27 protein-coding genes and 1 pseudogene are annotated in these 20,235 nt (G+C 70.5%); 14 read left to right on the forward strand and 14 right to left on the reverse strand.

The window, feature by feature from the left end; translation table 11 throughout:
- Nucleotides 1–2 precede the first annotated feature (2 nt).
- From ABD808_RS04960 to ABD808_RS05020, 13 genes are all read left to right on the forward strand, one after another.
- A complete protein-coding gene (locus tag ABD808_RS04960; RefSeq protein ID WP_344890457.1) occupies nt 3–479 on the forward strand; it encodes a hypothetical protein in 477 nt (158 codons plus the stop codon).
- Nucleotides 476–2,122 (forward strand): hypothetical protein, encoded by a 1,647-nt coding sequence (locus ABD808_RS04965; RefSeq protein WP_344890460.1) that lies wholly within the window; start codon nt 476–478, stop codon nt 2,120–2,122. The genes ABD808_RS04960 and ABD808_RS04965 overlap by 4 nt, the downstream gene beginning before the upstream one ends.
- Nucleotides 2,123–2,136: 14 nt before the next feature.
- The gene (locus tag ABD808_RS04970; RefSeq protein WP_344890463.1) at nt 2,137–2,457 is read left to right on the forward strand and encodes a hypothetical protein; all 321 of its coding nucleotides are present in this window, start codon (nt 2,137–2,139) and stop codon (nt 2,455–2,457) included.
- Nucleotides 2,458–2,476: 19 nt separating this feature from the next.
- Nucleotides 2,477–3,001 (forward strand): hypothetical protein, encoded by a 525-nt coding sequence (locus ABD808_RS04975; protein ID WP_344890467.1) that lies wholly within the window; start codon nt 2,477–2,479, stop codon nt 2,999–3,001.
- A gap of 23 nt (nt 3,002–3,024) precedes the next feature.
- Nucleotides 3,025–3,786 carry a PIG-L family deacetylase gene (locus ABD808_RS04980; RefSeq protein WP_344890470.1) on the forward strand — a complete coding sequence of 254 codons (762 nt, stop codon included), beginning with the start codon at nt 3,025–3,027 and terminating at the stop codon, nt 3,784–3,786.
- A gap of 35 nt (nt 3,787–3,821) precedes the next feature.
- Entirely contained in the window at nt 3,822–4,361 is a 540-nt protein-coding gene (locus ABD808_RS04985) for a hypothetical protein (RefSeq protein ID WP_344890473.1), read from the forward strand.
- Nucleotides 4,362–4,373: 12 nt separating this feature from the next.
- Nucleotides 4,374–4,703: a hypothetical protein gene (locus ABD808_RS04990; RefSeq protein ID WP_344890476.1), complete on the forward strand. Its 330-nt coding sequence runs from the start codon at nt 4,374–4,376 to the stop codon at nt 4,701–4,703.
- A 532-nt stretch (nt 4,704–5,235) separates the two neighbouring features.
- Entirely contained in the window at nt 5,236–5,427 is a 192-nt protein-coding gene (locus ABD808_RS04995; RefSeq protein WP_344890479.1) for a hypothetical protein, read from the forward strand.
- Complete coding sequence (locus ABD808_RS05000; protein WP_344890482.1) at nt 5,424–6,239, forward strand: CHAP domain-containing protein; 816 nt, start codon at nt 5,424–5,426, stop codon at nt 6,237–6,239. The genes ABD808_RS04995 and ABD808_RS05000 overlap by 4 nt, the downstream gene beginning before the upstream one ends.
- Before the next feature lie 58 nt (nt 6,240–6,297).
- The gene (locus ABD808_RS05005) at nt 6,298–6,582 is read left to right on the forward strand and encodes a hypothetical protein (protein WP_344890485.1); all 285 of its coding nucleotides are present in this window, start codon (nt 6,298–6,300) and stop codon (nt 6,580–6,582) included.
- A gap of 2 nt (nt 6,583–6,584) precedes the next feature.
- Nucleotides 6,585–6,770, forward strand: coding sequence for a hypothetical protein (locus ABD808_RS05010; protein ID WP_344890488.1), 186 nt, complete (start codon nt 6,585–6,587; stop codon nt 6,768–6,770).
- Between the two features lie 2 nt (nt 6,771–6,772).
- On the forward strand, nt 6,773–7,000 hold the full coding sequence (locus ABD808_RS05015; RefSeq protein ID WP_344890491.1) for a hypothetical protein: 228 nt from the start codon (nt 6,773–6,775) through the stop codon (nt 6,998–7,000).
- Between the two features lie 95 nt (nt 7,001–7,095).
- The gene (locus tag ABD808_RS05020) at nt 7,096–7,464 is read left to right on the forward strand and encodes a hypothetical protein (RefSeq protein ID WP_344890495.1); all 369 of its coding nucleotides are present in this window, start codon (nt 7,096–7,098) and stop codon (nt 7,462–7,464) included.
- Between the two features lie 87 nt (nt 7,465–7,551).
- Here ABD808_RS05020 and ABD808_RS05025 read toward each other — a convergent pair whose 3' ends face one another.
- The 12 genes from ABD808_RS05025 to ABD808_RS05080 all read right to left on the reverse strand — a co-directional run bounded on the left by ABD808_RS05025 (nt 7,552) and on the right by ABD808_RS05080 (nt 15,542).
- Nucleotides 7,552–8,460 carry a hypothetical protein gene (locus ABD808_RS05025; protein ID WP_344890498.1) on the reverse strand — a complete coding sequence of 303 codons (909 nt, stop codon included), beginning with the start codon at nt 8,458–8,460 and terminating at the stop codon, nt 7,552–7,554.
- A gap of 119 nt (nt 8,461–8,579) precedes the next feature.
- Entirely contained in the window at nt 8,580–9,539 is a 960-nt protein-coding gene (locus ABD808_RS05030; protein WP_344890501.1) for a type II toxin-antitoxin system Phd/YefM family antitoxin, read from the reverse strand.
- A 207-nt stretch (nt 9,540–9,746) separates the two neighbouring features.
- A complete protein-coding gene (locus tag ABD808_RS05035) occupies nt 9,747–10,067 on the reverse strand; it encodes a hypothetical protein (RefSeq protein WP_344890504.1) in 321 nt (106 codons plus the stop codon).
- 40 nt (nt 10,068–10,107) lie between these two features.
- Entirely contained in the window at nt 10,108–10,380 is a 273-nt protein-coding gene (locus ABD808_RS05040) for a hypothetical protein (protein WP_344890507.1), read from the reverse strand.
- Between the two features lie 164 nt (nt 10,381–10,544).
- Nucleotides 10,545–10,793 carry a hypothetical protein gene (locus tag ABD808_RS05045; RefSeq protein ID WP_344890510.1) on the reverse strand — a complete coding sequence of 83 codons (249 nt, stop codon included), beginning with the start codon at nt 10,791–10,793 and terminating at the stop codon, nt 10,545–10,547.
- Nucleotides 10,790–11,203: a hypothetical protein gene (locus ABD808_RS05050; RefSeq protein ID WP_344890513.1), complete on the reverse strand. Its 414-nt coding sequence runs from the start codon at nt 11,201–11,203 to the stop codon at nt 10,790–10,792. Before ABD808_RS05050 ends, ABD808_RS05045 begins: the two co-directional genes overlap by 4 nt.
- Complete coding sequence (locus ABD808_RS05055; RefSeq protein ID WP_344890516.1) at nt 11,191–11,451, reverse strand: hypothetical protein; 261 nt, start codon at nt 11,449–11,451, stop codon at nt 11,191–11,193. Before ABD808_RS05055 ends, ABD808_RS05050 begins: the two co-directional genes overlap by 13 nt.
- Nucleotides 11,448–11,660, reverse strand: coding sequence for a hypothetical protein (locus ABD808_RS05060; RefSeq protein WP_344890519.1), 213 nt, complete (start codon nt 11,658–11,660; stop codon nt 11,448–11,450). The genes ABD808_RS05055 and ABD808_RS05060 overlap by 4 nt, the downstream gene beginning before the upstream one ends.
- 133 nt (nt 11,661–11,793) lie before the next feature.
- A complete protein-coding gene (locus ABD808_RS05065; RefSeq protein WP_344890522.1) occupies nt 11,794–13,020 on the reverse strand; it encodes a helix-turn-helix domain-containing protein in 1,227 nt (408 codons plus the stop codon).
- An 82-nt stretch (nt 13,021–13,102) separates the two neighbouring features.
- Nucleotides 13,103–13,576 (reverse strand): Rv1352/Rv1906c domain-containing protein, encoded by a 474-nt coding sequence (locus tag ABD808_RS05070; RefSeq protein ID WP_344890525.1) that lies wholly within the window; start codon nt 13,574–13,576, stop codon nt 13,103–13,105.
- Between the two features lie 116 nt (nt 13,577–13,692).
- A complete protein-coding gene (locus ABD808_RS05075; protein WP_344890528.1) occupies nt 13,693–14,847 on the reverse strand; it encodes a methyltransferase domain-containing protein in 1,155 nt (384 codons plus the stop codon).
- Nucleotides 14,848–15,332: 485 nt separating this feature from the next.
- Nucleotides 15,333–15,542, reverse strand: a complete 210-nt coding sequence (locus ABD808_RS05080; protein WP_344890531.1) for a hypothetical protein — start codon at nt 15,540–15,542, stop codon at nt 15,333–15,335.
- 323 nt (nt 15,543–15,865) lie between these two features.
- Between ABD808_RS05080 and ABD808_RS05085 the strand changes: the two genes are divergently transcribed.
- Complete coding sequence (locus ABD808_RS05085; RefSeq protein WP_344890534.1) at nt 15,866–16,747, forward strand: phosphatase PAP2 family protein; 882 nt, start codon at nt 15,866–15,868, stop codon at nt 16,745–16,747.
- Between the two features lie 14 nt (nt 16,748–16,761).
- Here ABD808_RS05085 and cphA read toward each other — a convergent pair.
- Both cphA and ABD808_RS05095 read right to left on the reverse strand, forming a co-directional pair.
- A pseudogene (gene cphA / locus ABD808_RS05090) lies at nt 16,762–19,410 on the reverse strand (cyanophycin synthetase); the annotation flags it as partial.
- Nucleotides 19,344–20,177 carry a cyanophycinase gene (locus ABD808_RS05095; RefSeq protein WP_344890538.1) on the reverse strand — a complete coding sequence of 278 codons (834 nt, stop codon included), beginning with the start codon at nt 20,175–20,177 and terminating at the stop codon, nt 19,344–19,346. The gene ABD808_RS05095 and the pseudogene cphA, both read right to left, overlap by 67 nt.
- Nucleotides 20,178–20,235 lie beyond the last annotated feature (58 nt).

The following is a 20,235-nucleotide window of genomic DNA, read 5'->3' on the forward strand; positions in this document are numbered from 1 at the left end:
CCATGAGCCTCGGCATGATGTACACGGCGCAGTTCAGCGGCGTCGCGGTGTCCGCGCAGCAGGACCTGTTCGAGGTCGTGGCGCCCTCAGACGCTGTCGTGATCCTCCACCAGCTCGTCGTGTCCCAGACCACCGAGACCGGCGACGCGCAGGAGGAGGGCCTGCTGATCCAGTTGAAGCGTGGCGCGACCACGTCCGGGTCCAGCGGGGCGTCCGTGACGCCGGTGCCGTTGCAGGCCGGGTTCACCGCGGCGGGGTCGACGGTGGAGGCCAACAACACCACGAAGGCGTCGTCGGGCACGATCGTCACGCTGCATTCGGAGGCGTGGAACGTGCGGGCCCCGTTCGTGTGGTTGCCGCCGCCTGAGGCCCGCATCGTCGTGTCGCCGTCGGCGCGGCTCACCGTCGAACTCGGAACGACCCCGAACGACTCGATCACCATGGCGGGCACGCTCGTCTTCGAGGAGTTGGGCGGATGATGCGGGCGTCGTATCCGTCTCGAACCGCGGGCCCGGCGACGTTCCGGACGGCGTCGCGGGTGCCGTTCGAGCGGCGTCTGCGCGGCCGTCCGGGCCGCACCCAGACCGCCGGGACGGTCGGCGTCATCTGGAGCGTCGGCATGGACTGGGACGGCGACGGCTACGACCCCGGCGACGATGACATCACCGGCCGCGCCCTGATGCGGTCGACGTTGCAGGCCGAGTTCGGGCGGGACAAGGCGCGGGCGCTCATGCCGATGACGTCGGGGCGGGCCAGCGCGGAGCTGGACAACATCGACCGGGCCCTGTCCCCGGACAACGCGGCGTCGCCGCTGGTGGGCCGGATCCTGCCGGGCCGCCCGTTCCGGATCCAGGCGCGTCTGGACGGCACGACGTACACGCTGTTCGACGGGCACGGCGACGACTACACCGTCCAGGCACGCATCGACCAGCGGTCGGTGGACTTCGGGGCGCTCGACGCGATCGCGAAACTCAAGGATATTGAGATCTCCACGCAGTTGTACGCGGGGATCCGCACCGGCACGGCCCTCGGGTACGTGCTCGACGCGATCGGCTGGCCGGACGATCAGCGGGACCTGGACCCGGGCGCCACGATCATCCGCTGGTGGTGGGAGGAGGCCACCGACGCGTACAAGGCGATCACGGATCTGCTGCTGTCGGAGGGGCCCGGTGCGGTCATCCACGCGGACGCGGGCGGGAAGATCGTGTTCCGGGACCGGCACCACCGCCTGCTGAACGCCGCGTCGATCACCCCGCAGATCACGTTCGACCCCGACGACGGTGTCGGGTTCGAGGACCTGAAACAGGACGTCGGGTGGGCGGACATCATCAACGTGGTCGCGTTGAAGGTGGAGGAGCTGGACCCGGCGTCCTTTCCGGAGACGGTGTGGGAGTCACCCGACGTCCGCTCGATCGCCGCGTCAACGACCCTGGAGATCACGGTCACGCTGGACGACCCGGCGACCGATCTGGATGTGGCGTTCACGACGTTGGCGGGCACGGTCACCGGGTCGATTGTGCAGGACTCGGGGCAGACTCTCACTCTGAAACTGACCCCGGGGGCCTCGGCGGCGGCGGTCAGCGACCTGGTGGTGACGGGCCGTCCGGTGACGGTGGCCCGTACCTATCAGGTGACGGGGCAGGACGACACGTCGATCGGGCGGTACGGGAAGCGGAACCCGTTCGACAAGCAGGGCCCGTGGGCGGGTGTGCGGGATGCGGAGGCGATCGCGGACCTGGTTTTGGGTGCGCGCGCGGAACGTCTGCCGGTGGTGACGGTCACCATGTCGACGAAGACGGACGTGTCGTCGGAGCGGCTGGTGCAGCAGCTCGGCCGGGATCTGTCGGATCGGATTCATGTCCGTGAGGCCGAGACTTGTATTGATTACGACTTCTATTTGGGGCAGATCAAGCACCGCGTTTCTGACGGCGGGATGTTGCTGCGGACCGAGTTCACGATGGAGAAAGCGCCGACGCAGGCTTCGGACGTGTTCCGGTTCAACGATTCTGACCACGGTTTCAATGACGGCGTGTTCGGTGCCACCGGGCTCGACGATCCCGAGAACCTTTTCATTTTCGATCAGGACGGCCACGGCTTCGACGACGGGGTGTTCGCCACATGAAAGGGGGTCCTGCGTTGATCGCTCGGGCATATCACAACTATGGGCGCTGGGTGGCCGACTGCCCCCGCCCGTTCTGCGCTAATGCTCGGCGCCTGGAGCCGGGTCAGGAGCGGTTTTGGTGCGGGCCGGAGGAGAAGGGGTGCTGTCGTCTCGACTGCCCGATCGAGTGGCCGCCGGACGCCGAGGACATCGACCGGGTGCTGAAGCGGCGGCCGGTCCCGGCGACGCGGAACTGGTTCCCTTCCGGTCACGACCTGGCGGTGCGGGCCGGGATCGAGCACGGGCAGACGGTCGCTGATCTGCTGGCGGAGAACCAACTGTTCGGGGTGAAGTGACGTGGCTTGGACCAGCCCCATGACTGCTGTGGCGAATAGCGCATTCACCGCGTCCCAATTCAACGCGCATGTGCGGGACAACCTGCTGGAGACCGCTCCCGCGAAGGCCACGACTTCGGGGTCGATTTTCGTCGGCACGGGCTCCAACGCAATCGCGGAACGCGTCCTTGGCCTCGATACGATCAGCACGCAGGAAGCCACGTCGTCGACGTCATTTGTGAACCTCGCCACCGTCGGTCCTGCCGTGACGTTGACGACGGGCACGTCGGCGATCGTGTTCATCGGTGCGAGGGCTTGGAACGATACCGCTTCAGGGATCGCGACCATGGGCGTAGCCGTTTCCGGTAGTTCTACTATTTCCGCGACTGAGGACAATGCGTACATGGTCCGGTCCAGCTCGGACAGCATATTCGTCCGCGCCCATGCCGCTGTCCTGTTCGATGGGACGCTGACGGCGGGCAGCAACACGTTTACCGCGAAGTATAGGGCCGCCACGGGGGAGGGGTCGTGGCGGGACCGGTCACTGCTCGCCATTCCGCTTTAGCCACCGAGAAAGGGGAACCTTTTATGCCGGCCGATCCTGTACCGGCGGCCCCGACCGGCCGCCCCATCGTTTTCTACAGCCCTCATCAGGACGACGAGACCTTGTTCATGGGGCAGGTGATCGCGCGTCACGCCCTCGCGAACCGTGAGGTCCACGTGGTGCTCTGCTCCAACGGTTCCACCTCGGGTGCGCGGGCCCTGATCAACGGCGATGACGACAGCTACTGGTGGGGCGGCTACCACTACCCGCCGCGGGAGGGGTACGCGCCGCTGAGCGCGGCGGAGTTCGCCGAGGCTCGCACCCGGGAGCTGGTCGCGGCGTGCGCGCAGCTCGGCGTTCCCGCGTCGCGTGTCCACCTCGGTCGCGCGGACGCTCCCGGGACGTCAACGATGGACCTGCCGGACGGCATCACCACCACGTGGGCGACGCAGGTCATGCAGTCGTGGGCCTCGCATTTCACCGCGCTCGGCTGGTCCAGCGTCGGGCACTACACGATGTGGTGGGGCGACAACCACAGCGATCACGCCGCGCTCGGCTCGGCTCTCCAGGCGTGGGCGCCGTCCGATCGCCGGTGGCTCGTCAAGCCGGAGCAGGCATCCACCGCAGGCGCCGGGGTGTACGGGCTGCCGTCCACCTCCGCCGCGATGATCTTGCAGATGGCGCGCCGCGCCGGGGGGTGCTACCGGGCGTGGCAGCCCGGCGCCGGGTGTTTCGCGTGCGGCTACCACTCGGTCGGCTTCGACGGGCCAGAGGACGGGAACCCGAACTACCTCGTGGCGCCCTGACGACGTTCCGAATGCCGTTCCAGAGGAGCAACCAAATGGGTCAAACCGACACAAGTCCCGCGCAGGTTCTGGTGGGGCTGTATTCCAGCCAGGAACTGGTCGCCACGTCCATTCCGGTCGATGGCACGCCGGACACTCCGTACCGGGTGTCGCGGGTGGTGGTGCCGTGCCTGCCAGGTGACGTGCTGGATGTGACTGCCGAGGTGCGGGTCACGAACGACCTGTCGTACACGGTCGGCGTTGGTAGCAGGTTGCGGTACTACGACTGCGACGACGGGCTTCCGTACCCGCACGGCACGTGGATCGAGATCCCCACCCCGACCGGCGACAACGTCACGCCGATCACGTCGGCGTACGCGGGGCGGCATCACATGCCGATCACGTTGACGCGGGTGTACCGGGTGCCGGAGACGTGGCCGGTTCCGTTCACGGAGGGCGACTACATCGGCCCGCACCGCATGGCGATCAACCTGATGGTGGACGCCCACTGGGGCAACTACCACTCCGGGGACCGGCTGAAGGTCGACCCGTACGGGCAGCAGCTGGTGGTGCGCCGTTGGAGCGTCCCGTCATGAGGCCGTGGGGGCGTGGTGGTTGATGACTCTTCCAGGGATGTGGTCACGTTCCGACTGGACCGTCTGGAACGCGGCCAACAGGACCTCGCCGCGCGGTCGATCGCACCTGAGCTGTATGCGCGGGACCGTGCCGAGTTGGAACGCAGGATCTCCGAGTTGGAGACCGAGCTGGAGCAGGAGCGCGACGCGCGACGCGCGGCGGTCCGGGCGCTGCATGATCGGCTCGACAAGGCGGGGACGAACTGGCGGCAAGCCCTGTTCTCGGGGGTGTTGCCTGCCTTGTTCTTCATCATCACGATCACGGTCACGGTCCTGCTGGCGCTGCGCGGGTCCGGGAAGTAGGCGCGATGGTTGAGCGGATGCGGGCGGCGCGGTGGCCGATCACGGTGTCTGCCGTGGTGTGGGTCGCGACGTTGGTCGCGGTCGTGCTGATCGTGGGGCGGATCAACGCGTTGGGGCATCGGCTTGAGCGGGCGGAGCAGCGGTCCCAGGCGTATGCGCAGCAGCTGCGGGAGGCGGGGCTGAAGCCGCGCCCGCCAGGACCGTCGGGCGAGCCGGGCCGCCCTGGCGATCCGGGGGCGCCGGGTTCCCCTGGCGCGCGTGGGCCCGCGGGGAGTCCGGGGCCGCAGGGCCCGGCGGGTGCGGTGGGTCCGTCTGGTGCGCCGGGGTCGGCGGGCGGGGACGGCGCGGCTGGTGCTCCGGGCGCGCAGGGGCCTACGGGTCCGGCCGGGCCTGCGGGTCCGCGTGGGCCTGCGGGTGAGCAGGGGCCGGCCGGGCCGCCGTGCCGGGACGGCTGGCATCAGGAGACCGTCACCGTCGTGACTGCGGGAGGTCCGCAGGACACGGTGACGTGTGTGAAGGATGAGGAGGGGTGATGGATCAGGATCAGCCCGACATCGCGGAGGCGGTGGCGCCGGACATGGGGATGGTTGACCGGCATCCGGACGTCCACCGCGCGACGGAGCCGGACGAGGACGCCAGGCTGGCCGAGCTGTACGGGGCGCCGGACGAGGATGGCGCCTACCGGGGTGAGGCCCTGGCCGATAGTGAGGGCGGCGAACAGTGAGCGCCCGGGGAATGCTCGCCGAGGCGCGCGCGACGATCGGGATGTCGGGCCGCCCGAACGAGATCACCAAGGAGTATGCGGCCCGGCACGGGGACGAGTTCCTCCGCGCCAACTGGTGCGACATGGCCATCACCTACTGGGCGCGGCACAGCGGGAACGCGAGCGCCGTCCTGCCGGGCGGCGACCGCGCCTACACACCCTGGCACGCGGGGGATTTTCAGAAAGTCGGACGGTGGCATAGCGGGACTGCCGCGAACGTAAACCAGGCGAAGCCCGGCGACATCGTGTTCTTCGACTGGGGCGCCACCGACAGGGTGAGTGCGATCGACCACGTGGGCGTGGTCGAGAAAGTCCTCGGCGGTGGGCGGGTGCAGACCGTCGAGGCCAACACCAGCGACGCGGTATGCCGCCGCGTTCGCAGCTCCGGCGTGATCGCCGGTTACGGACGGCCGGACTACGGCGGATCGTCAACGAGTCAGGAGGACCCAGTGATCGGGCTCAAGGAAGGCGACAAGGGCGAGGCGGTGGTCGCTGCCCAGCGGCTCGTCCTGTACGCGGGTGGCACGCTGCCCCGCTACGGGGTCGACGGCGAGTGGGGTGACGAGATGAGTGCGGGTCTGCTCCAGGTCCGCAAGTCCATGGGGTCGGATGTGAAGGATGCGCGGGAGATGACGGGGACCGCGTACGCGCAGCTGATGCGCGCGGTCGCGCGGGCGGAGGCCGCCGGGGCGGGTGGGGGTCCGGCCGTGGATGTGGGGGCGGAGGTGCGCCGGTATCTGGAGGGCCTGCACGTGCGGCTCGACGTCACCTGACCTGGACGGCTGTAACGGCCGTCCAGTCTCCGACCATGTCAGCTAGCAAGGAGTGAGTATGAAACCGTCCCTCGGACGCATCGTCCACTACCGCGGCAAGCACGGCTATCAGGCCATGCGCGCCGCGATCGTCACCGTCGACGGCCACTCCCTCGACCCGCGCGGCGTTGAGGACGGCGTCATCCCGCCGCTGACCGACGAGTATCACGTGCACCTGTGGGTGTTCACGCCCGGCGAGGCGGGCGGGTTCACCGAGTACAACGTGCCGTGCGGTGAGCCGTTCGAGCACCAGCCCGGCCAGGAACTCCCGCCCGGCTCGTGGGGCTGGCCGCCCCGGGTCTGATCGTGGCCGGGCATCCGCTCGACTGCCGTTCGCCGGAGGGTGTGACGGTCGGGCTGGTCGACTCGATCATCACCGCCGCGCGGGTTCTGCGTGGGCGGGACTTGGATCATCCGGCGGTGCGGGAGGCGCTCGCGGACCTCGCCGAGGACGAGGACGTGGCGCGGCTCATGTCAGCTAGCAGGGAGTGACCATGGCGACAGTCCACGCGCCGCGTTCGGCTTCGGTGCTGCTGTCCGACGCCCTCAGATACCTCGACCTGATCGAACCTCCCGCCGCCAGGGAACCGATCCGAGGGATGCTGCGGGCGGCGATCGAGGAATGCGCGATCTCCAACTCACTGCTGGGCAAGCGGATCAACTACGTGCTGGAACTGGCTGAGGCGCTCGTCGCTGCTTCGCGGGAGAACAGCGCGCCGTGACGGCACGCTCCCGCCGGTCACCTGGGGCGACACGGTCTCGCCCCTACGGAATGTCCCCTCGAATGTCCGAGGGCGTGTCCCCGAAGGAGGGACCTATGAAGATCTGGGGTAGAGAACCGGCGGTCTGGCTCGGTCTTGTCGCCGTGGTCGTGCAGACCCTCGTCGCGTGGGGTGTCGATCTGTCCGAGGGGCAGCAGGCGGGCGTGAACGCCGTCGCGTCCCTCGCGGTGGGCCTCGCCGTCGCCGTCACCGCTGCGCACGACCGGATCGTCCCGGCCGCGTCAGGGCTGCTGGTTGGTGTGCTCCAGTTGGCGGTGTCGTTCGGGTGGGACTTGTCGCAGGAGCGGATCACGACGGCGGGTGCGCTGTTGACGGCGGTGTTGGCGGCGTGGCTGCGGACGCAGGTGACGGCGCCGGTGGCTGCTGATGGTTCGCGGGTGCCTCGGCAGAAGATGATCCGCTAGCCCGGTCTCGCGGGAACGGAGAGCGCCCCACCCCTTCGGGGGTGGGGCCGCTTCGTCATGTCCAGCTTGCCCGTTGGGCAAGGAGGGTCAGGGCTTCTCTTCGGCGAGCTTCCGTCGAACGTCGGCCTCAATGGCGGCCCTGGCCGCTTGCCGGAGGAGGAATAGGTTGCGGTCGAGTCCGAGGTCTTGCACGGCCGCCTCCCACGCTGAGGTGTCGGTGTAGAGCGCCTCGCCGACCATCTTCGCGGCGGCCCGGATGGACTCATGGTCTGCGACGGCGAGGACCCGCTCCTCCACGAGCGCGTTGTACTCCGGGGCGCCGGTGTTCTCGGGACCGAAGTCCGGGTGGGGTGCCTGGCGCGCCGCGTCCTGGGCGGCCCTCATCGCGGCCTGCACGGTTGGTGCCGCGTCCTGGGCGGCCAGCCGCGTCCTGAGCGGGAGCAGGGCACGCACGGCGGCCGCCTGGTCGTCCAGGCCCGCAGCAGCCAGAGCGTCCGCCAAGTGGGTGCGGACGGCCCAGTCCATCGCTTCCCACGCATCGCCGAACCGTGGTTTCGCTGTGTCCTTCTCGCGCGGCTTGGGCTGCGCCCGCTCCGGGCCGCGCCCGGACGACGGACGAGGCCGGGGTGAGCATTCCGCTTTCTCGGCGATGCGGGCGTCGGCGCCCTTGGCGTGGTGGAGGGCGTGGCTAATCAGGAGGGTGACGGGGCTGCCCCCGGTCCCTGCCTTGTCGGTCCGGAGCGACTGGTCGAGCGGCGCGGGGTCGCCGCGACGACCCCCACTGACCATCCAGCTGTTGACGCTCCGCGTGATCCGGTACTCGTCGGGTGTGGCGTTAAGGAAGGTCGCGACGGTCTCGGCATCGCTGCGGGCGACGAAGCCCCGGTCGGGGAGGCGACGGTCCTTCCCCTCACCGAAGCCCGCGGGTGTGCCGTCGGCACGGACGACCACGTAGCGGGCGCCGTTGTCGGTGTCGGTGACCTGGTAGCGGTCCATGCTGTTCTCCTTGCGGTGGGGCCGCTCAGTCGCGCGGGGGTCAAGCCGGGTAGGTCCGCAGATGTTTACCGGGCACGCCGAGCTGCGCGCGGAGCTCAGCGCATGCGGGGATACGAGAGTCAGGCACGCACGTCCCGAATGCGTTCCCGCACGTCGCGCGGCAGATAGTCCCGCTCGATCTGCTCGTCGCGGTCGCGGCGGGCGTCCTCGATCGAGTCGTACGCCCACACCACGTCCACGGCCAGGGGCGCGTTCTCGTCCCGCTCGCCGTGCTCGGAGATGCGGTCCTCCAGGACGACGACCGGCGTGCCGTCCGGCGCGGTACCAACCGTCAGCCGCGACCACACGATGTCAAGGATCGGGTCCCACTCCTCGCGGCCGTCCAGCAGGGTGATGGTGGTCGGGTCGATGTCGAGCTCGCGCGGTTCGATCTCGTTGGCGGGTGCCGGGGAGAGGCGCACCTGCACGCTCGGGATGGCGTGGGGGTTCACGGGTTGGCCCTCCTCGTCGACCACCCGCCAGGGCGTGGTGTTGTTGGGGAGGGGGATGCCGAGCGCGCCGTGGTCGGCGACGAGGCGACGCAGTCGCTCGGCCTGGGTCGCGCTCGGGGTGCGCAGGACGACGACGGCGTCGTCTTCGGGGACGATGCGGGCGATCGGCTTGGTGTAGTTCTCGATGACGACCTCGCCCCCGGAGCGGACGCGGTCCAGGACGTCTCGCATGTTCTTACGGACGTCGGCGGACTTCATGTGCTCGGCTGGCTCGTCCTGTGTCTGGGGGTAGGCGGTGGGAGCCGAGGGGATGGGGGTGCCGTCCAGGTCATGGCGCTGCTGGTGGGCGAGGGTCTCGAAGCGTGCGCCGTCGCGGGCGTTGTCGTCGGCCATGTCCCGGCTGATGGGGTCGTCGCTGGTGGTGCGCTCGGCGGCCTTGCGCCAGTTGGTGGCGGCGAGCCGGTAGGTCTTGGCGGTCTTGCGGGCGTGGGGGTCGCGGCGGTGGGCGCGCTCGATTTTGGCGGCGGTGGCGAGGCATTGCTCGGCCCGCTCGGTCCAGTGCTGGATGTTGTCCTCGGTCGTCGTCATGACTCAAGTGTCGTACAAGTTGTACAACTTTTCAAGAGCCTGGCCGGATCGCGCCAGACACGACAACGCCCCACCTCGACGAGGTGGGGCGTAGCGCGCTCAGTCCTTCTCGGGCTCCTTCGGCTTCGGCTTCGGCGGGGGACCCGGCTCGCGGGCCTTCCGGCAGATCGCGCAGTGCCCGCACGGGCAGATCATCATCGCGAGGACTCACCTCCCTTCAGGGCGTGTGGCTGCGGCGAGGGCGTGCTCCGCGAGTTCCTTATCGAGCAGCACCCGGAAGTCCTCACGATGACGGCGGACCAGCACACGCTGCGCCTTCTCGTGCCGCCGGGGCATCTCGCAGGACTCCAAGACCCGAGCGTGTTCCGCAGCCACTCCGGGCAGTTTGAGTAGCTCCCGGTAGGCCCGGCGCCATGCCTGCGTGTGCGCGAGGTTGGCCGCTCGGCAGGCGTCACATGCGCTCTCGCGATTGCGACGGTGCCGCTCGTAGGCGGACCGGGTGCCGCAGGGCTGACTGAGTGGGGGCATTGCTCGTTCGGGCCTTCCAGGTTCGGTGGTCTACTCGGGGCTAGGTGCTGTTGCGCCCCAACAGTCGGTGCACGATCTCCCGCCACGGCTCCGCCGTCCCAGGCCGAACCCACATTCCGCGGACGCCCGCCGCAGACGTCACCCGCCACCACCCGTCCGGCTCGGCGGTCATCTCGGCGTAGGCGTCGTCTCGCGATTCGCGTTCCCAGATCGCGACGTACGCTTCTGGTTCCCCGTCGCAGTTCGTGCGGTAGACGGCGATGCGTCCGTCGCTCGCCGTCGTGTCAGCGGGCGTGCGGTCGTCGCCGGGCATCGTGGTCCTCTCGTGTGGTGGTGGCGCGGCGGGCGGGTGATGACCTTGGGGGCACCCGCCCGCCGCGCCGGTACGGCGGCCGCTGCCACGCGCTGCGGCTGGCCGTACGATCGGGTGGGCGTGGGTGACCCCGCCAGGTAGCCGTGCCACGCCCACGTCTCTGGTCACCGGTGGCTGCTCCGCGCCCCGGCGATGTCCTCTGCCAGCTGGCGGAAGTCGTCGGCCTCCAGCAGGTGGCGGACGCCGGGCACGTACGCCCAGCATTTCCCGGTCCGTTTCCCGTACCAGGCGTGGACGCCGGGCCACCGGTCGGAGATCGCCGCCGCCGCGTGCTTGGCGAGCTGCTCGCGGCTCATCTCCGGTTGCGCGGTGAGCTGCTGGCCGGTGGGGTGGTAGGCGTCCATGGGGGTCACCGGGTGCACCGCCCATGGTGGGGCGCGGTGGGTCGTATCGCTTCGCGGAGCGCGACGCGCAGCTCGTCCGGAGTGTCGGCGTCGACACTGCTCCGCGCGCGTTTGGACGCCCGCCCGGCCTCGTTCGGGACCGCCCACCAGTGGCCCCGGTCGGTTCGGATGATCTCCCAGTCGGGGAACTCGGTGCGGAGCTGGTCCGCCGCGAGCGTGGCGTCGAGTGCGTCGGCGGTGTCGGCGGTCACCTCGGTTTCGAGGTAGGTGCCGAGGAGTGCCCCGGCCAGGGGGGTGCGGCGGACGGCATGCCAGCTGCCGTCTGGGAGGCGAGTGATGCACCAGTCCGGGTGTGCCTCAATCAGCCGGGCGGCCTTGATCCGCTGCGGGTCGGTGCGCTGGCCGGTCACCGGACGCACCGCTCTCCATGCTCGGTCCGCTGTGCCCGGACGGTGCGGGCGTGGACCTTCGCCTCGGTCTCCACGGCCCCCTCGATGAGGACGCGAAGTTCCTCGGGGTCGAGCGCCTCGGCCACCGGGTAGCCGCCGCGCCAGTCCGCGCGGCGCTCGCGGATCGCGATCCACGGCACCGCCTTGCCCTCGGCGTAGGTGATCTGCCATCCAGGGTTCTGGTCTTGGAGCCGTTCCAGCTCCTGCTCGGCGCTCACGACCGGGCCTCGCGTAGCTGCTCGGTGAGGGCGTTGACCGTCGCGGCCCGGAGGATCTGGTGGGGTTCCACGCCGGGGCGCGTTTCGGCGAGCCAGTCACCGTGCCTACCCCCTGGTAGCAGCTCCCGCCAGATGTCCCACTCGTCCCCGTATTTGGCCCGCAGGGTCTCTGCGGCGGATGGGCGTGGTGTTTCCACTGTGGCGTTCATCTCCGGCTCCCTGGCTGAGGGGGTTGCCGGTGACGCTACGTAGAGTCATCCCCGCGTAACAGACGCGGAGCACGGTAATTCACCGGACAGCCGCCGGGAACTACCGCGCTCCGTGGTACTCGAACGATCTTGGCTAGGGCTCAACCCCCATGAAATCGGCCAAATGCAACATGTCCTCGCTGAGCTTCCGCGGCCGAGTCGACAGAATCTCCCTCGTGATGTCCCGGCCGTACTGCTGGTACCGCAGCCACGACGGATGCTCCCGCCGGATCGCGTGCATCAGGTCGGTCGCCTTGTCCGCGTCGCCGACCTTCAGGGTGGCCCGCGCTACATCCAGGCGATGCCGATCCCATCCGGAAGTGTTTCCAGCCCCGACGTCACGAGGCACCTTCCGCGCCAGCTCCAGAGCCTTATCCGGCTTGTCGTCCAGCAGCTCGATCTCGGGCCCGTACAAGGCCGGGGTGAGCGGGCCCCAGGCGACATGCCCGGACAAGTCCTCGTGCTGCCGGTCTAGGCGCGCACCGGCCATGGCCGCGAGCGAGCTGTACTCGCGGGCATCCCCGCAGCGGTTATTGCGACTGGCTGCCGCAGCGGCCTTGAGTAGCAGGTAGCCCCATCCGCATAGCTCGTCAGGAGTCGCGGTGCTCATCTTCGGCTCGATCTGGTCGGCAGTGTCTACGCACAGCTGTTCCACCTCGGTGAGCCGTCCCTGGCGCAGCATCGCCCACGCCTGGCTGGAGACGGCCTGCGCGGCGAGCGGGACGTCGCCGATCTCCAGGGCGTCGCGCAACGAGGCGTGCAGCGCGATCAGCGCGAGGTCGTGTGCCCGGATCTGGATAAGGTAGCGGCCGGTCAGGCCGGTGATGTCCGCGCGAAGGCGGAGCGCTTCACGGCGGTCGTTGCCATGGTCGTAGGCGTCGACGTGGTGGTGAGCGGACCGCACCAGGCCGGGCATCATCCCCGCGAGGTCGTCGTACTCGTCGCCGTGATACTTGACCGCCACCGAAGACACCGCGCCGCGAAGCCTGCCGAGGTCCGGCTGGTCCCCGTCGGCGGTTCCGTACAGCGGCTTACCTGAAAACCCGACCGGAGGGTTGATCGCCGACCGCATGTCGGCCAAGACCATGTCGTCGACCGCGGCCTCTCTCGGCTCGGGTGAGGACGGTGAGACGAACCATACGGTCCGGACTCCGAGCGCGCGGGCGAGCTGGTGGTAGGTCTCCATCCGGCAGGTCCCGCCCTGCTCCAGTTTCCGGATGACGGCGATGCTGAGTCCGGAGCGGTCGGCGAGTTCCTCCTGAGTCATCCCGCGGCGCATCCGGAGGTTCCGGACGCGGTCGGAGATGCTAGCGTCGTGCATAGGCCCTGCCCCTTTCCTGAGTGACCAGACAAGCTCAGGCTACGGCGCAGGGCCTTGCTTCGTCAGGGGTGTCTGCTATGGCCTATTTCCCGATGCGGGTCCAGGTGCCGCACTTCTTGGCCGTGAACCCCGCGTCGGACTTCTTGATCGTCACGACGGCCGTGGACGCCTGCGTGAAGTCGTTCGCGATGACGTCGGCGAGCTTCCCGGAGAACCCGCGCAGGCGGGACCAATAGCAGCCCTCCGCCGTGGTGGTGCGGTACGTGCCGGGCTTGATGTCCTCGGGGACCCGCCACGTCCCGTCACCGAAGCTGGTCGAGGCGGCCGGTTTGGTGGTCGCCTTCGGTGTGCTCGGCTTGCGGGTGGGCGTCGCGGCGCGGCTGGTCTCGGCTACGGGCAGGCCGCCGCCGTTGTCCGGGTCGGTGGCGGCGGCCAGGCCGACGGCGCAACCTCCGGCGCCGCCTACGAACAGGCACACGGACGCGATGAGAACGACCACGGGCGCGGGCGTGCCGGTGCGCGTGCGCGGGGGGATGGGGCGGGGTGGTGGGTACATGCGGACTCCGGGCGCGGGGGAACGTCGCGGGGTTCGATGGTTTTACCACTGGCCGCCGGGCTGACGGGCGAGTTGGCCGGGTTCGGCTGTGTCGCCAAGATCGAGAGCCGTGTCGGCTACCAGCCGACCTCGTTGTGCGGAACGTCGAGCCACAGCCGCTCCCCATCGTCTGCGACCGTGAGGCCGAACCGGTCCAACTCCGGGCGGCCGAGCGACTGCCACCGGAAGTACGCGGCCACCACCTCGTCCCACAGGTCGCGTGCGCCATGCTGCCGGACCTCGAACACATCCTCATGCTCAGCGAATACCGCGATCGCCCAGCAGTCAGAGTCGCGACCGTCGAACAGCCATAGCGCATCGTCCGGGCGCCTGGCCGCGATCCCAGGCGCAAGGTGCGTGATGACCAGGTCCGCCGCTTCGGGCGCGAACGCGACCGTCCGAGGGTTGATACCCGTCCGGCTCACCCGGACACCGTCCGCCGCCCAGTCGGCGGGGTGATCATCGGCAGGGCGCTGTGACCGCAGGAACATGTACGCACTGGTCCCGGATAGCCTGCCGACCCCGGTGCCGTCGGGGAGGACGTCGACTTGGGCGATGAACCCGTACCCGAACCACCTTGCATAGGGGGTGACGATCCGTCCGCCGGGCCGAGTCTGTTTCAGCCACGCGGGCGGGATCGACTGCACTGAACACGTGGCATGAACCCGGTCGTAGGGGGCGTCCGCCGCGTGGCCGTCGGCGCCGTCGCCGGTGACGAGCGTGGGCGCGGGCACGCCGGCGGGAAGACCGCCTGCGACGTTCTTCGCCGCGCGTGTGGCGACCTCCGCGTCTACCTCAACCGATACGACCGACCCGGATGACCCGACGATCTGCGCGGTGAGCGCGGCGCTGTACCCGGTGCCGGTGCCGATCTCCAGGACCCGGTGCCCCTCGTCCAGGTCGAGGGCCCTCATGTTGTACAGCACGCTGGACAGCGCGGACAGGGACGAGGTCGCGATGCCCTGCCCGGTGGTTGGGTCGGTTGCGCCGTCGTCGGCTTGGGTGATGATCGGCGCGTCGGAGTAGACGGCGTCCCACCATTGGGTGGGCCGGGCCGCTTGGTCGATTGGGCCGTCGGCGGTCCACGCTCGCGGGGGGACGAAGGCGTGGCGGGGCACCGCGCGTAGCGCGCGCCGCCAGTCGTCGGCGGGTTCGGGGAGGTAGCCGCCAGTTTCGACCCCGTCAATGAGCGCGGCGAGGCGCTCATTGACGGGCCCGTGTTCTTCGGTCATTTCTCGCGTTTCCCGCCGCCTTTGCCGAGCGTGTCCGGGTTGGGTGGTGTGGGCGGTGTGGGGTTGGGCGGCTTGGGGGCGTCGTGCTTTCCCACCGGAGACCTCCTCCGTTGCGGTGGTTGGCTCACACACGGTAGAGGTGCGCTGACTCGCCGTCTAGGTGCCAGGGGGTGAGCGTCGGGTACTGGGCGGCAACGTCCCATGTCGCGAAGCCCGCGCGCTTAGACCTTCCTTAGATTCCGCTTAGATCCCTCGAATCCACGCCGCGACCGACCTACCGTCACTGTCGACACCGTGGCTACGACGGCCGGGCCCAGTACTGGTACACCCGTGCCAAGTCCGCTGAGGCCAAAGTTGAGCGGGTGCGGGACCTCGCCGACAACGCCGACACGACCGTCGCCGTGGAGGACCTGCGCGCCGCTCTCGAGACCGAACGGCCCGACGACAGCCCCTGACCGCCGCCCAGCTCCGCGAGCTCGGAGGGGTCACGATCTTCCGTGGGAGCGGCGGGTGAGGGGTGCGAGCCTGATTGCGGTCTCCAGCGGGATCCCGAGCCGCGCGGCCATCAGCGCCCGGTACCGGAACGGGTCACCCCCGGATGCCTCCCAGCACGCGCGGCGCGCTAGGCGCCGTTCCTGGAGCCTGACGGCCGCGCGCGCCGCCCTCGCCTCGGGGCTCAGGTCTGGGGTCAGCACAGCCAGTCCGAGGCGAGGATCAGGGCAGCGAGCGTGCCCCAGAAGACGAGGGCGTCTCCGATGGGGCGTCGGAGCGTCTGCCACTCGCTCGGGCGGGGCGGCTCGGGGTCGTCGTAGTCTAGGTACCGGGGTGCTGCGGGGGGCTCCTCCGAGGGCACATTGAGGGCACATGAGCAAAGTAGTGAACGGTAATCTGCGGTAACCTGCGGGAACCTGTTTCGGCAGGTCAGCGGGGGTTTGACCGCATTCCTGCACGTCACGCCACCCCAGGAAGCACAATCTGAAATTCTGCCGACAAGGCAAGTTTGGACTAACGTGGCCGCGTGACGGTGCGGGGCCGGCGGGACGACGCGATCAATCTGGTCGACCAGCCGCCTGACTCGCTCGGAGCCTCGGGCGGCCCCGGAAAGCGCGGCGGAACGTCCACGCCGAAGCGGTTGCTCCTGACCGGCGGGCCGGGCGGACGCCCCAGGCCGATCCCCGAACTCCTGCTCATCGCCGTGTTGTTCGCCCTCTACAAGCTCGGGCGGCTGCTCGCCAACGACCGCGTCGCCGAGGCCTTCGACAACGCCCGCGACGTGTGGGGCCTCGAACGCGACCTGCGCCTGCCGGACGAGACCGAGGTCCAGCACGCGCTTCTGAACAGCGACGCCCTGGTGCACCTCGCCAACGGCTACTACGCCTTCGTGCACTTCCCGGCCATGATCCTGTTCCTGGTGTGGATCTACCTGCGGAGGCCGGGCCACTACAGGTGGGTCCGGCGGGTGCTGGTGGCGCTGACCGCCGCCGCGCTCGCCCTGCACCTGCTGGTTCCGCTCGCCCCGCCCCGGATGCTCCCGACCACCGGGCTCATCGACACCGCCGCCCGGTTCGGGCCCGCCGTGTACGGGTCGCCGCAGAGCGACACGATCGCCAACCAGTACGCGGCCATGCCGTCCCTGCACATCGGGTGGGCGTCGGTCATCGCGCTCGGGCTCGTCGTCGCGTCCCGGACGCGGTGGCGCTGGCTGTGGCTGCTGCACCCGATCGTGACCACCGCCGTCGTCGTCGCCACCGCGAACCACTACTGGCTGGACGGCGTCGTCGTCCTGGCGCTGCTGTCGGTGATCGTGGTGTCGCTGCGTCCGCCCACCGGCTCGCCCGACAGCCCGCCCGCCGCGCCCAGCGTGTCGAGCAACTCAACGACGGGCGGAAGCTTCTCGTAGAGGAGCAGGACGGGCTCGCCCGGCTCGGCGATGTCCAGCGCCGACGTCAGCGCTCCCTTCAGGTCGCCCATCGGGTGCGTGCGGACCCCGGGGCGTCCCTCCCGCAGCCCCTGGACGATCAGCCGGGTCATCTCGCCGGAGCGGCGGCCGCGCAGGTCCTCGTCCTCGTAGACGACGACGCGGTCGAACGTCCCGGCCAGGGCCCGCGCGGTCTCGATGACCAGGTCGTCGGGCCGGTCGCCCGGCAGCGTGACCGCCGCGACGCCGCCCGCGCCCCAGCGGCGCTCGACGAACGCGCCGACCGCCGCGACCGCCGCCGCGTTGTGCGCGTAGTCGACCAGCACGGGGGTGGACCCCACCTGGTAGACGCAACCCCGCCCCGGGTTGCGCGTGTGCGGGTCGAACGTGCGGAGCGCGCGGGCCAGGACGTCCACCGGGACGCCCAGCGCGCGGGCGGCCGCGCAGGCGGCGAGCGCGTCGGCGACGACATGCTCGGCATGCCCGTCGAACGAGCCCCCCACGTCGGCGGCGGGCAGGATCCGGGTCAGGTCGGCGCCGCGCGCCTCGGTCAGCCAGCCATGCTCCACGCAGTAGCCGACACCGCCGTTCCGCAGATGCTCGGCGAGGACGGGCGCGGCCGGGGACAGCGCGAAGTAGCGCAGCACCGGGTCGCGGTCCCGCACGGCGGGACGGTCCGCCAGCGCGGCCACCGGCGGGTCTTCGGCGTTGAGCACCAGGTGGCCACCGCGCCGGACCTCCTCGGCGACCAGTGCCTTGATGTCGATCAGGTCGTCCAGGCTCTCGGTGCCGTCCACGCCGAGATGGTCGCGGGTGATGTTGGTGACGACGGCGACGTCCGCGCGGTCGTAGCCGAGGCCGCGCCGCACGACCCCGCCGCGCGCCGTCTCCAGCACCGCGACCTCCACCGACCGGTCGCCCAGCACCATCTCCGCCGACCGGGGCCCCGAGGCGTCGGACACGTGGACCACCCGCCGTCCCACGTACACGCCCTCCGTGCTGGTCAGGCCGGTGCGGCGGCCGTCAAGCTCCAGCGCGTGCGCGATCATCCGGACGGTCGTGGTCTTGCCGTTGGTGCCCGTCACCGACACGACCGGGATCCGCGACGGGGTGCCCGCCGGGTACATCAGGTCGATGACGTCCCCGGCGACGTCGCGTCCGGTGCCCTCGTGCGGCGCCAGGTGCATGCGCAGGCCCGGGGCGGCGTTGACCTCCAGGATTCCGGCGGCGCCGTGGTCGGCGGGTGGTGGCGCGCCGATGTCGGGCAGCCGCAGGTCGATGCCGCACACGTCCATGCCGACCATCGCGGCGGCCCGTACGCACATGTCCGCGACGTCGGGGTGGACGCCGTCGGTCACGTCCCGGCTGGTGCCGCCGGTGGACAGGTTCGCGTTGCGGCGCAGCCACACCCGCTCGCCGTCCGCGGGCACCGTCCGTGGGCCGTGGCCGCGCCGCGCCAGCAGCGCCAACTCCGTCGGGCCGAGCGCCAGCCGCGTCAACGGCCGGTCGTGGCCCTCGCCGCGCGCCGGGTCGGCGTTGACCCGCTCCACCAGCTCCGCGACCGTGGCGGTCCCGTCGCCGGTGACGCACGCGGCGGTCAGCTCCGCCGCCGCCGACACCCGTCCGCCGACGACCAGGACCCGGTAGTCGCGGCCCGGGATGTACGACTCGACGATGACCTCGGCGCCGTCCCCGCCGGTCCCACCGTCTCCGGCGGCCGCCGCGAACGCCGCCACGACCTCCGGCGGCGTGCACAGCTCGATGTGGACGCCCTCGCCCTGGTGGCCGGACAGCGGCTTGACGACCACCGGGCCGCCGATGTCGCGCAGCGCCTCCAGGGCCTGCGCCGCCGACGCCACCACCCGGCCCTCCGGGACGGGGATCCCCGCGTCGGCGAGGACGCGGTGCGCCAGCCGCTTGTCGCCCGCGATCTCCATCCCGATCGCCGAGGTGGCGTCGGTCATCGCGGCCCACACCGTCCGCCGGTACCGCCCATACCCGAGCCGCAGTAGGTTCAGGGCGCCGACGCGGCGGACCGGCACGCCCCGCCGCCGCGCCGCCCGTGCCAGCGCCGACGTGCTCACGCCGAGCCGCTCCTCCTCGTGGACGGCGGCGACCCGGGCCAGGTCGGCGGACGGGTCCGGCACCCGTCCCGCGAGCGCCCCGCCCACGATCCGCAGCGCCAGCGTGATCAGCCGCTCCACCACCGGGCTGCCGGTCGGCTCGTCGCGCGGGCACTCCAGGATCACCTCGTAGTCGCCGGGGCCGCCCGCGCGCACCGTCCGCCCGAAGTACACCTCCCGGCCGATCAGCCCGGACAGCTCCAGCGTGACGTGCTCGGTGACGTGCCCGAAGTAGGTGCCGCGCGCCATGGCGTCCAACAGCCCGCCGGGACGGCCCGCCGAGCAGTGGTGCGACGCCAGGCCCGGCAGCGCGTCCACCAGCCGCTCCGCGAACCCCGGGTGGTCGGTGGTCTCGTGACCGGTCAGGCCCTGCAAATCGAGCCGCGCGATCACCACCGGACGCGGCAGGAAGACGTTGGGGCCGCTCAGGCGGCGCACGTGATCGAGCCGCACGGCTACCTCACCTCCGGGCCGCGCATGTTGCCGATCGCGGGAAGCCGGTCGTGCATCTGGAACGCGCACCCGGCGGGCAGCAGATGCAGCGACACGTTCAACATGGCCATCGGCTCGTCGTCGGACGCGGCGTAGGCGACCGTGGACTGCTCGGCGTCCACGACGGTGACCACGCCCGTCCCGACGACGTCGAACTTGCCGTCGCCGACGACGATCGCCGTGTCCTCGTCGATGCCGACGCCCAGCAGCCTGGTGTCGAGGGCGATGCCGCTCATCAGCCGCGGCAGCCGCCCCCGCTCGTTGAAGTGCATGTCGATCAGCACGTTGTCGATCAGCCCGAGCCCGGGACCGACCTGCACGCTGGACGCGGCGACCTCGTGGCCGCGGCCGCCGAGGATCATCCAGTGGCCCATCGCGGTGGCGCCCGCGCTCGTCCCTGCGATGACCAGCCCGTCCTGGTCGAGCCGCCGCTTGAGCAGCTCGTTGGTCTCCGAGCCCACCAGGGTCCGGATCCGCGACTGGTCGCCGCCGCTGAACAGCACCCCGGTCGCCGCCTCCAGCGCCCGCAGCGTCGCCCCGTCGTCGGCCGCGGCGCGTCCCAGCAGCCGCAGCTCCCGTACCGAGGTCACGCCGAGCCGTCCGAACACGACCGAGTACTCCTCGGCGACCTCCTCGGGGACCTCCGTCGCGGTCGTCACGACGACGATCCGCGCGTCCTCCCCACCCGCCAGCTGGGCGAACGTCTCCAGTGCCCCGGACCCGCAGGTCCGGTCCTCCGCCCCACCAATGATCAGCAACCGGCCCTTGCGTCCGGCGCCACCCAGTGTCTGCTTCACACCGCCCAACTACCCTTGATCACCCTCGGTAGTCTTTCGATCGCGAAGAGGCGCGCGG

It is taken from the genome of Actinomadura meridiana (assembly GCF_039537545.1).
Classification (GTDB): domain Bacteria; phylum Actinomycetota; class Actinomycetes; order Streptosporangiales; family Streptosporangiaceae; genus Spirillospora; species Spirillospora meridiana.

What these genes read in the sequence shown, in the direction of transcription:
- ABD808_RS04960 (WP_344890457.1), top strand. Translation starts at nt 3, where the DNA reads ATGAGCCTCGGCATGATGTACACGGCGCAGTTCAGCGGCGTCGCGGTG.
- ABD808_RS04965 (WP_344890460.1), top strand. Translation starts at nt 476, where the DNA reads ATGATGCGGGCGTCGTATCCGTCTCGAACCGCGGGCCCGGCGACGTTC.
- ABD808_RS04975 (WP_344890467.1), top strand. Translation starts at nt 2,477, where the DNA reads ATGACTGCTGTGGCGAATAGCGCATTCACCGCGTCCCAATTCAACGCG.
- ABD808_RS04980 (WP_344890470.1), top strand. Translation starts at nt 3,025, where the DNA reads ATGCCGGCCGATCCTGTACCGGCGGCCCCGACCGGCCGCCCCATCGTT.
- ABD808_RS04985 (WP_344890473.1), top strand. Translation starts at nt 3,822, where the DNA reads ATGGGTCAAACCGACACAAGTCCCGCGCAGGTTCTGGTGGGGCTGTAT.
- ABD808_RS04995 (WP_344890479.1), top strand. Translation starts at nt 5,236, where the DNA reads ATGGATCAGGATCAGCCCGACATCGCGGAGGCGGTGGCGCCGGACATG.
- ABD808_RS05005 (WP_344890485.1), top strand. Translation starts at nt 6,298, where the DNA reads ATGAAACCGTCCCTCGGACGCATCGTCCACTACCGCGGCAAGCACGGC.
- ABD808_RS05015 (WP_344890491.1), top strand. Translation starts at nt 6,773, where the DNA reads ATGGCGACAGTCCACGCGCCGCGTTCGGCTTCGGTGCTGCTGTCCGAC.
- ABD808_RS05020 (WP_344890495.1), top strand. Translation starts at nt 7,096, where the DNA reads ATGAAGATCTGGGGTAGAGAACCGGCGGTCTGGCTCGGTCTTGTCGCC.
- ABD808_RS05025 (WP_344890498.1), bottom strand. Translation starts at nt 8,460, where the DNA reads ATGGACCGCTACCAGGTCACCGACACCGACAACGGCGCCCGCTACGTG.
- ABD808_RS05030 (WP_344890501.1), bottom strand. Translation starts at nt 9,539, where the DNA reads ATGACGACGACCGAGGACAACATCCAGCACTGGACCGAGCGGGCCGAG.
- ABD808_RS05035 (WP_344890504.1), bottom strand. Translation starts at nt 10,067, where the DNA reads ATGCCCCCACTCAGTCAGCCCTGCGGCACCCGGTCCGCCTACGAGCGG.
- ABD808_RS05040 (WP_344890507.1), bottom strand. Translation starts at nt 10,380, where the DNA reads ATGCCCGGCGACGACCGCACGCCCGCTGACACGACGGCGAGCGACGGA.
- ABD808_RS05060 (WP_344890519.1), bottom strand. Translation starts at nt 11,660, where the DNA reads ATGAACGCCACAGTGGAAACACCACGCCCATCCGCCGCAGAGACCCTG.
- ABD808_RS05065 (WP_344890522.1), bottom strand. Translation starts at nt 13,020, where the DNA reads ATGCACGACGCTAGCATCTCCGACCGCGTCCGGAACCTCCGGATGCGC.
- ABD808_RS05070 (WP_344890525.1), bottom strand. Translation starts at nt 13,576, where the DNA reads ATGTACCCACCACCCCGCCCCATCCCCCCGCGCACGCGCACCGGCACG.
- ABD808_RS05075 (WP_344890528.1), bottom strand. Translation starts at nt 14,847, where the DNA reads ATGACCGAAGAACACGGGCCCGTCAATGAGCGCCTCGCCGCGCTCATT.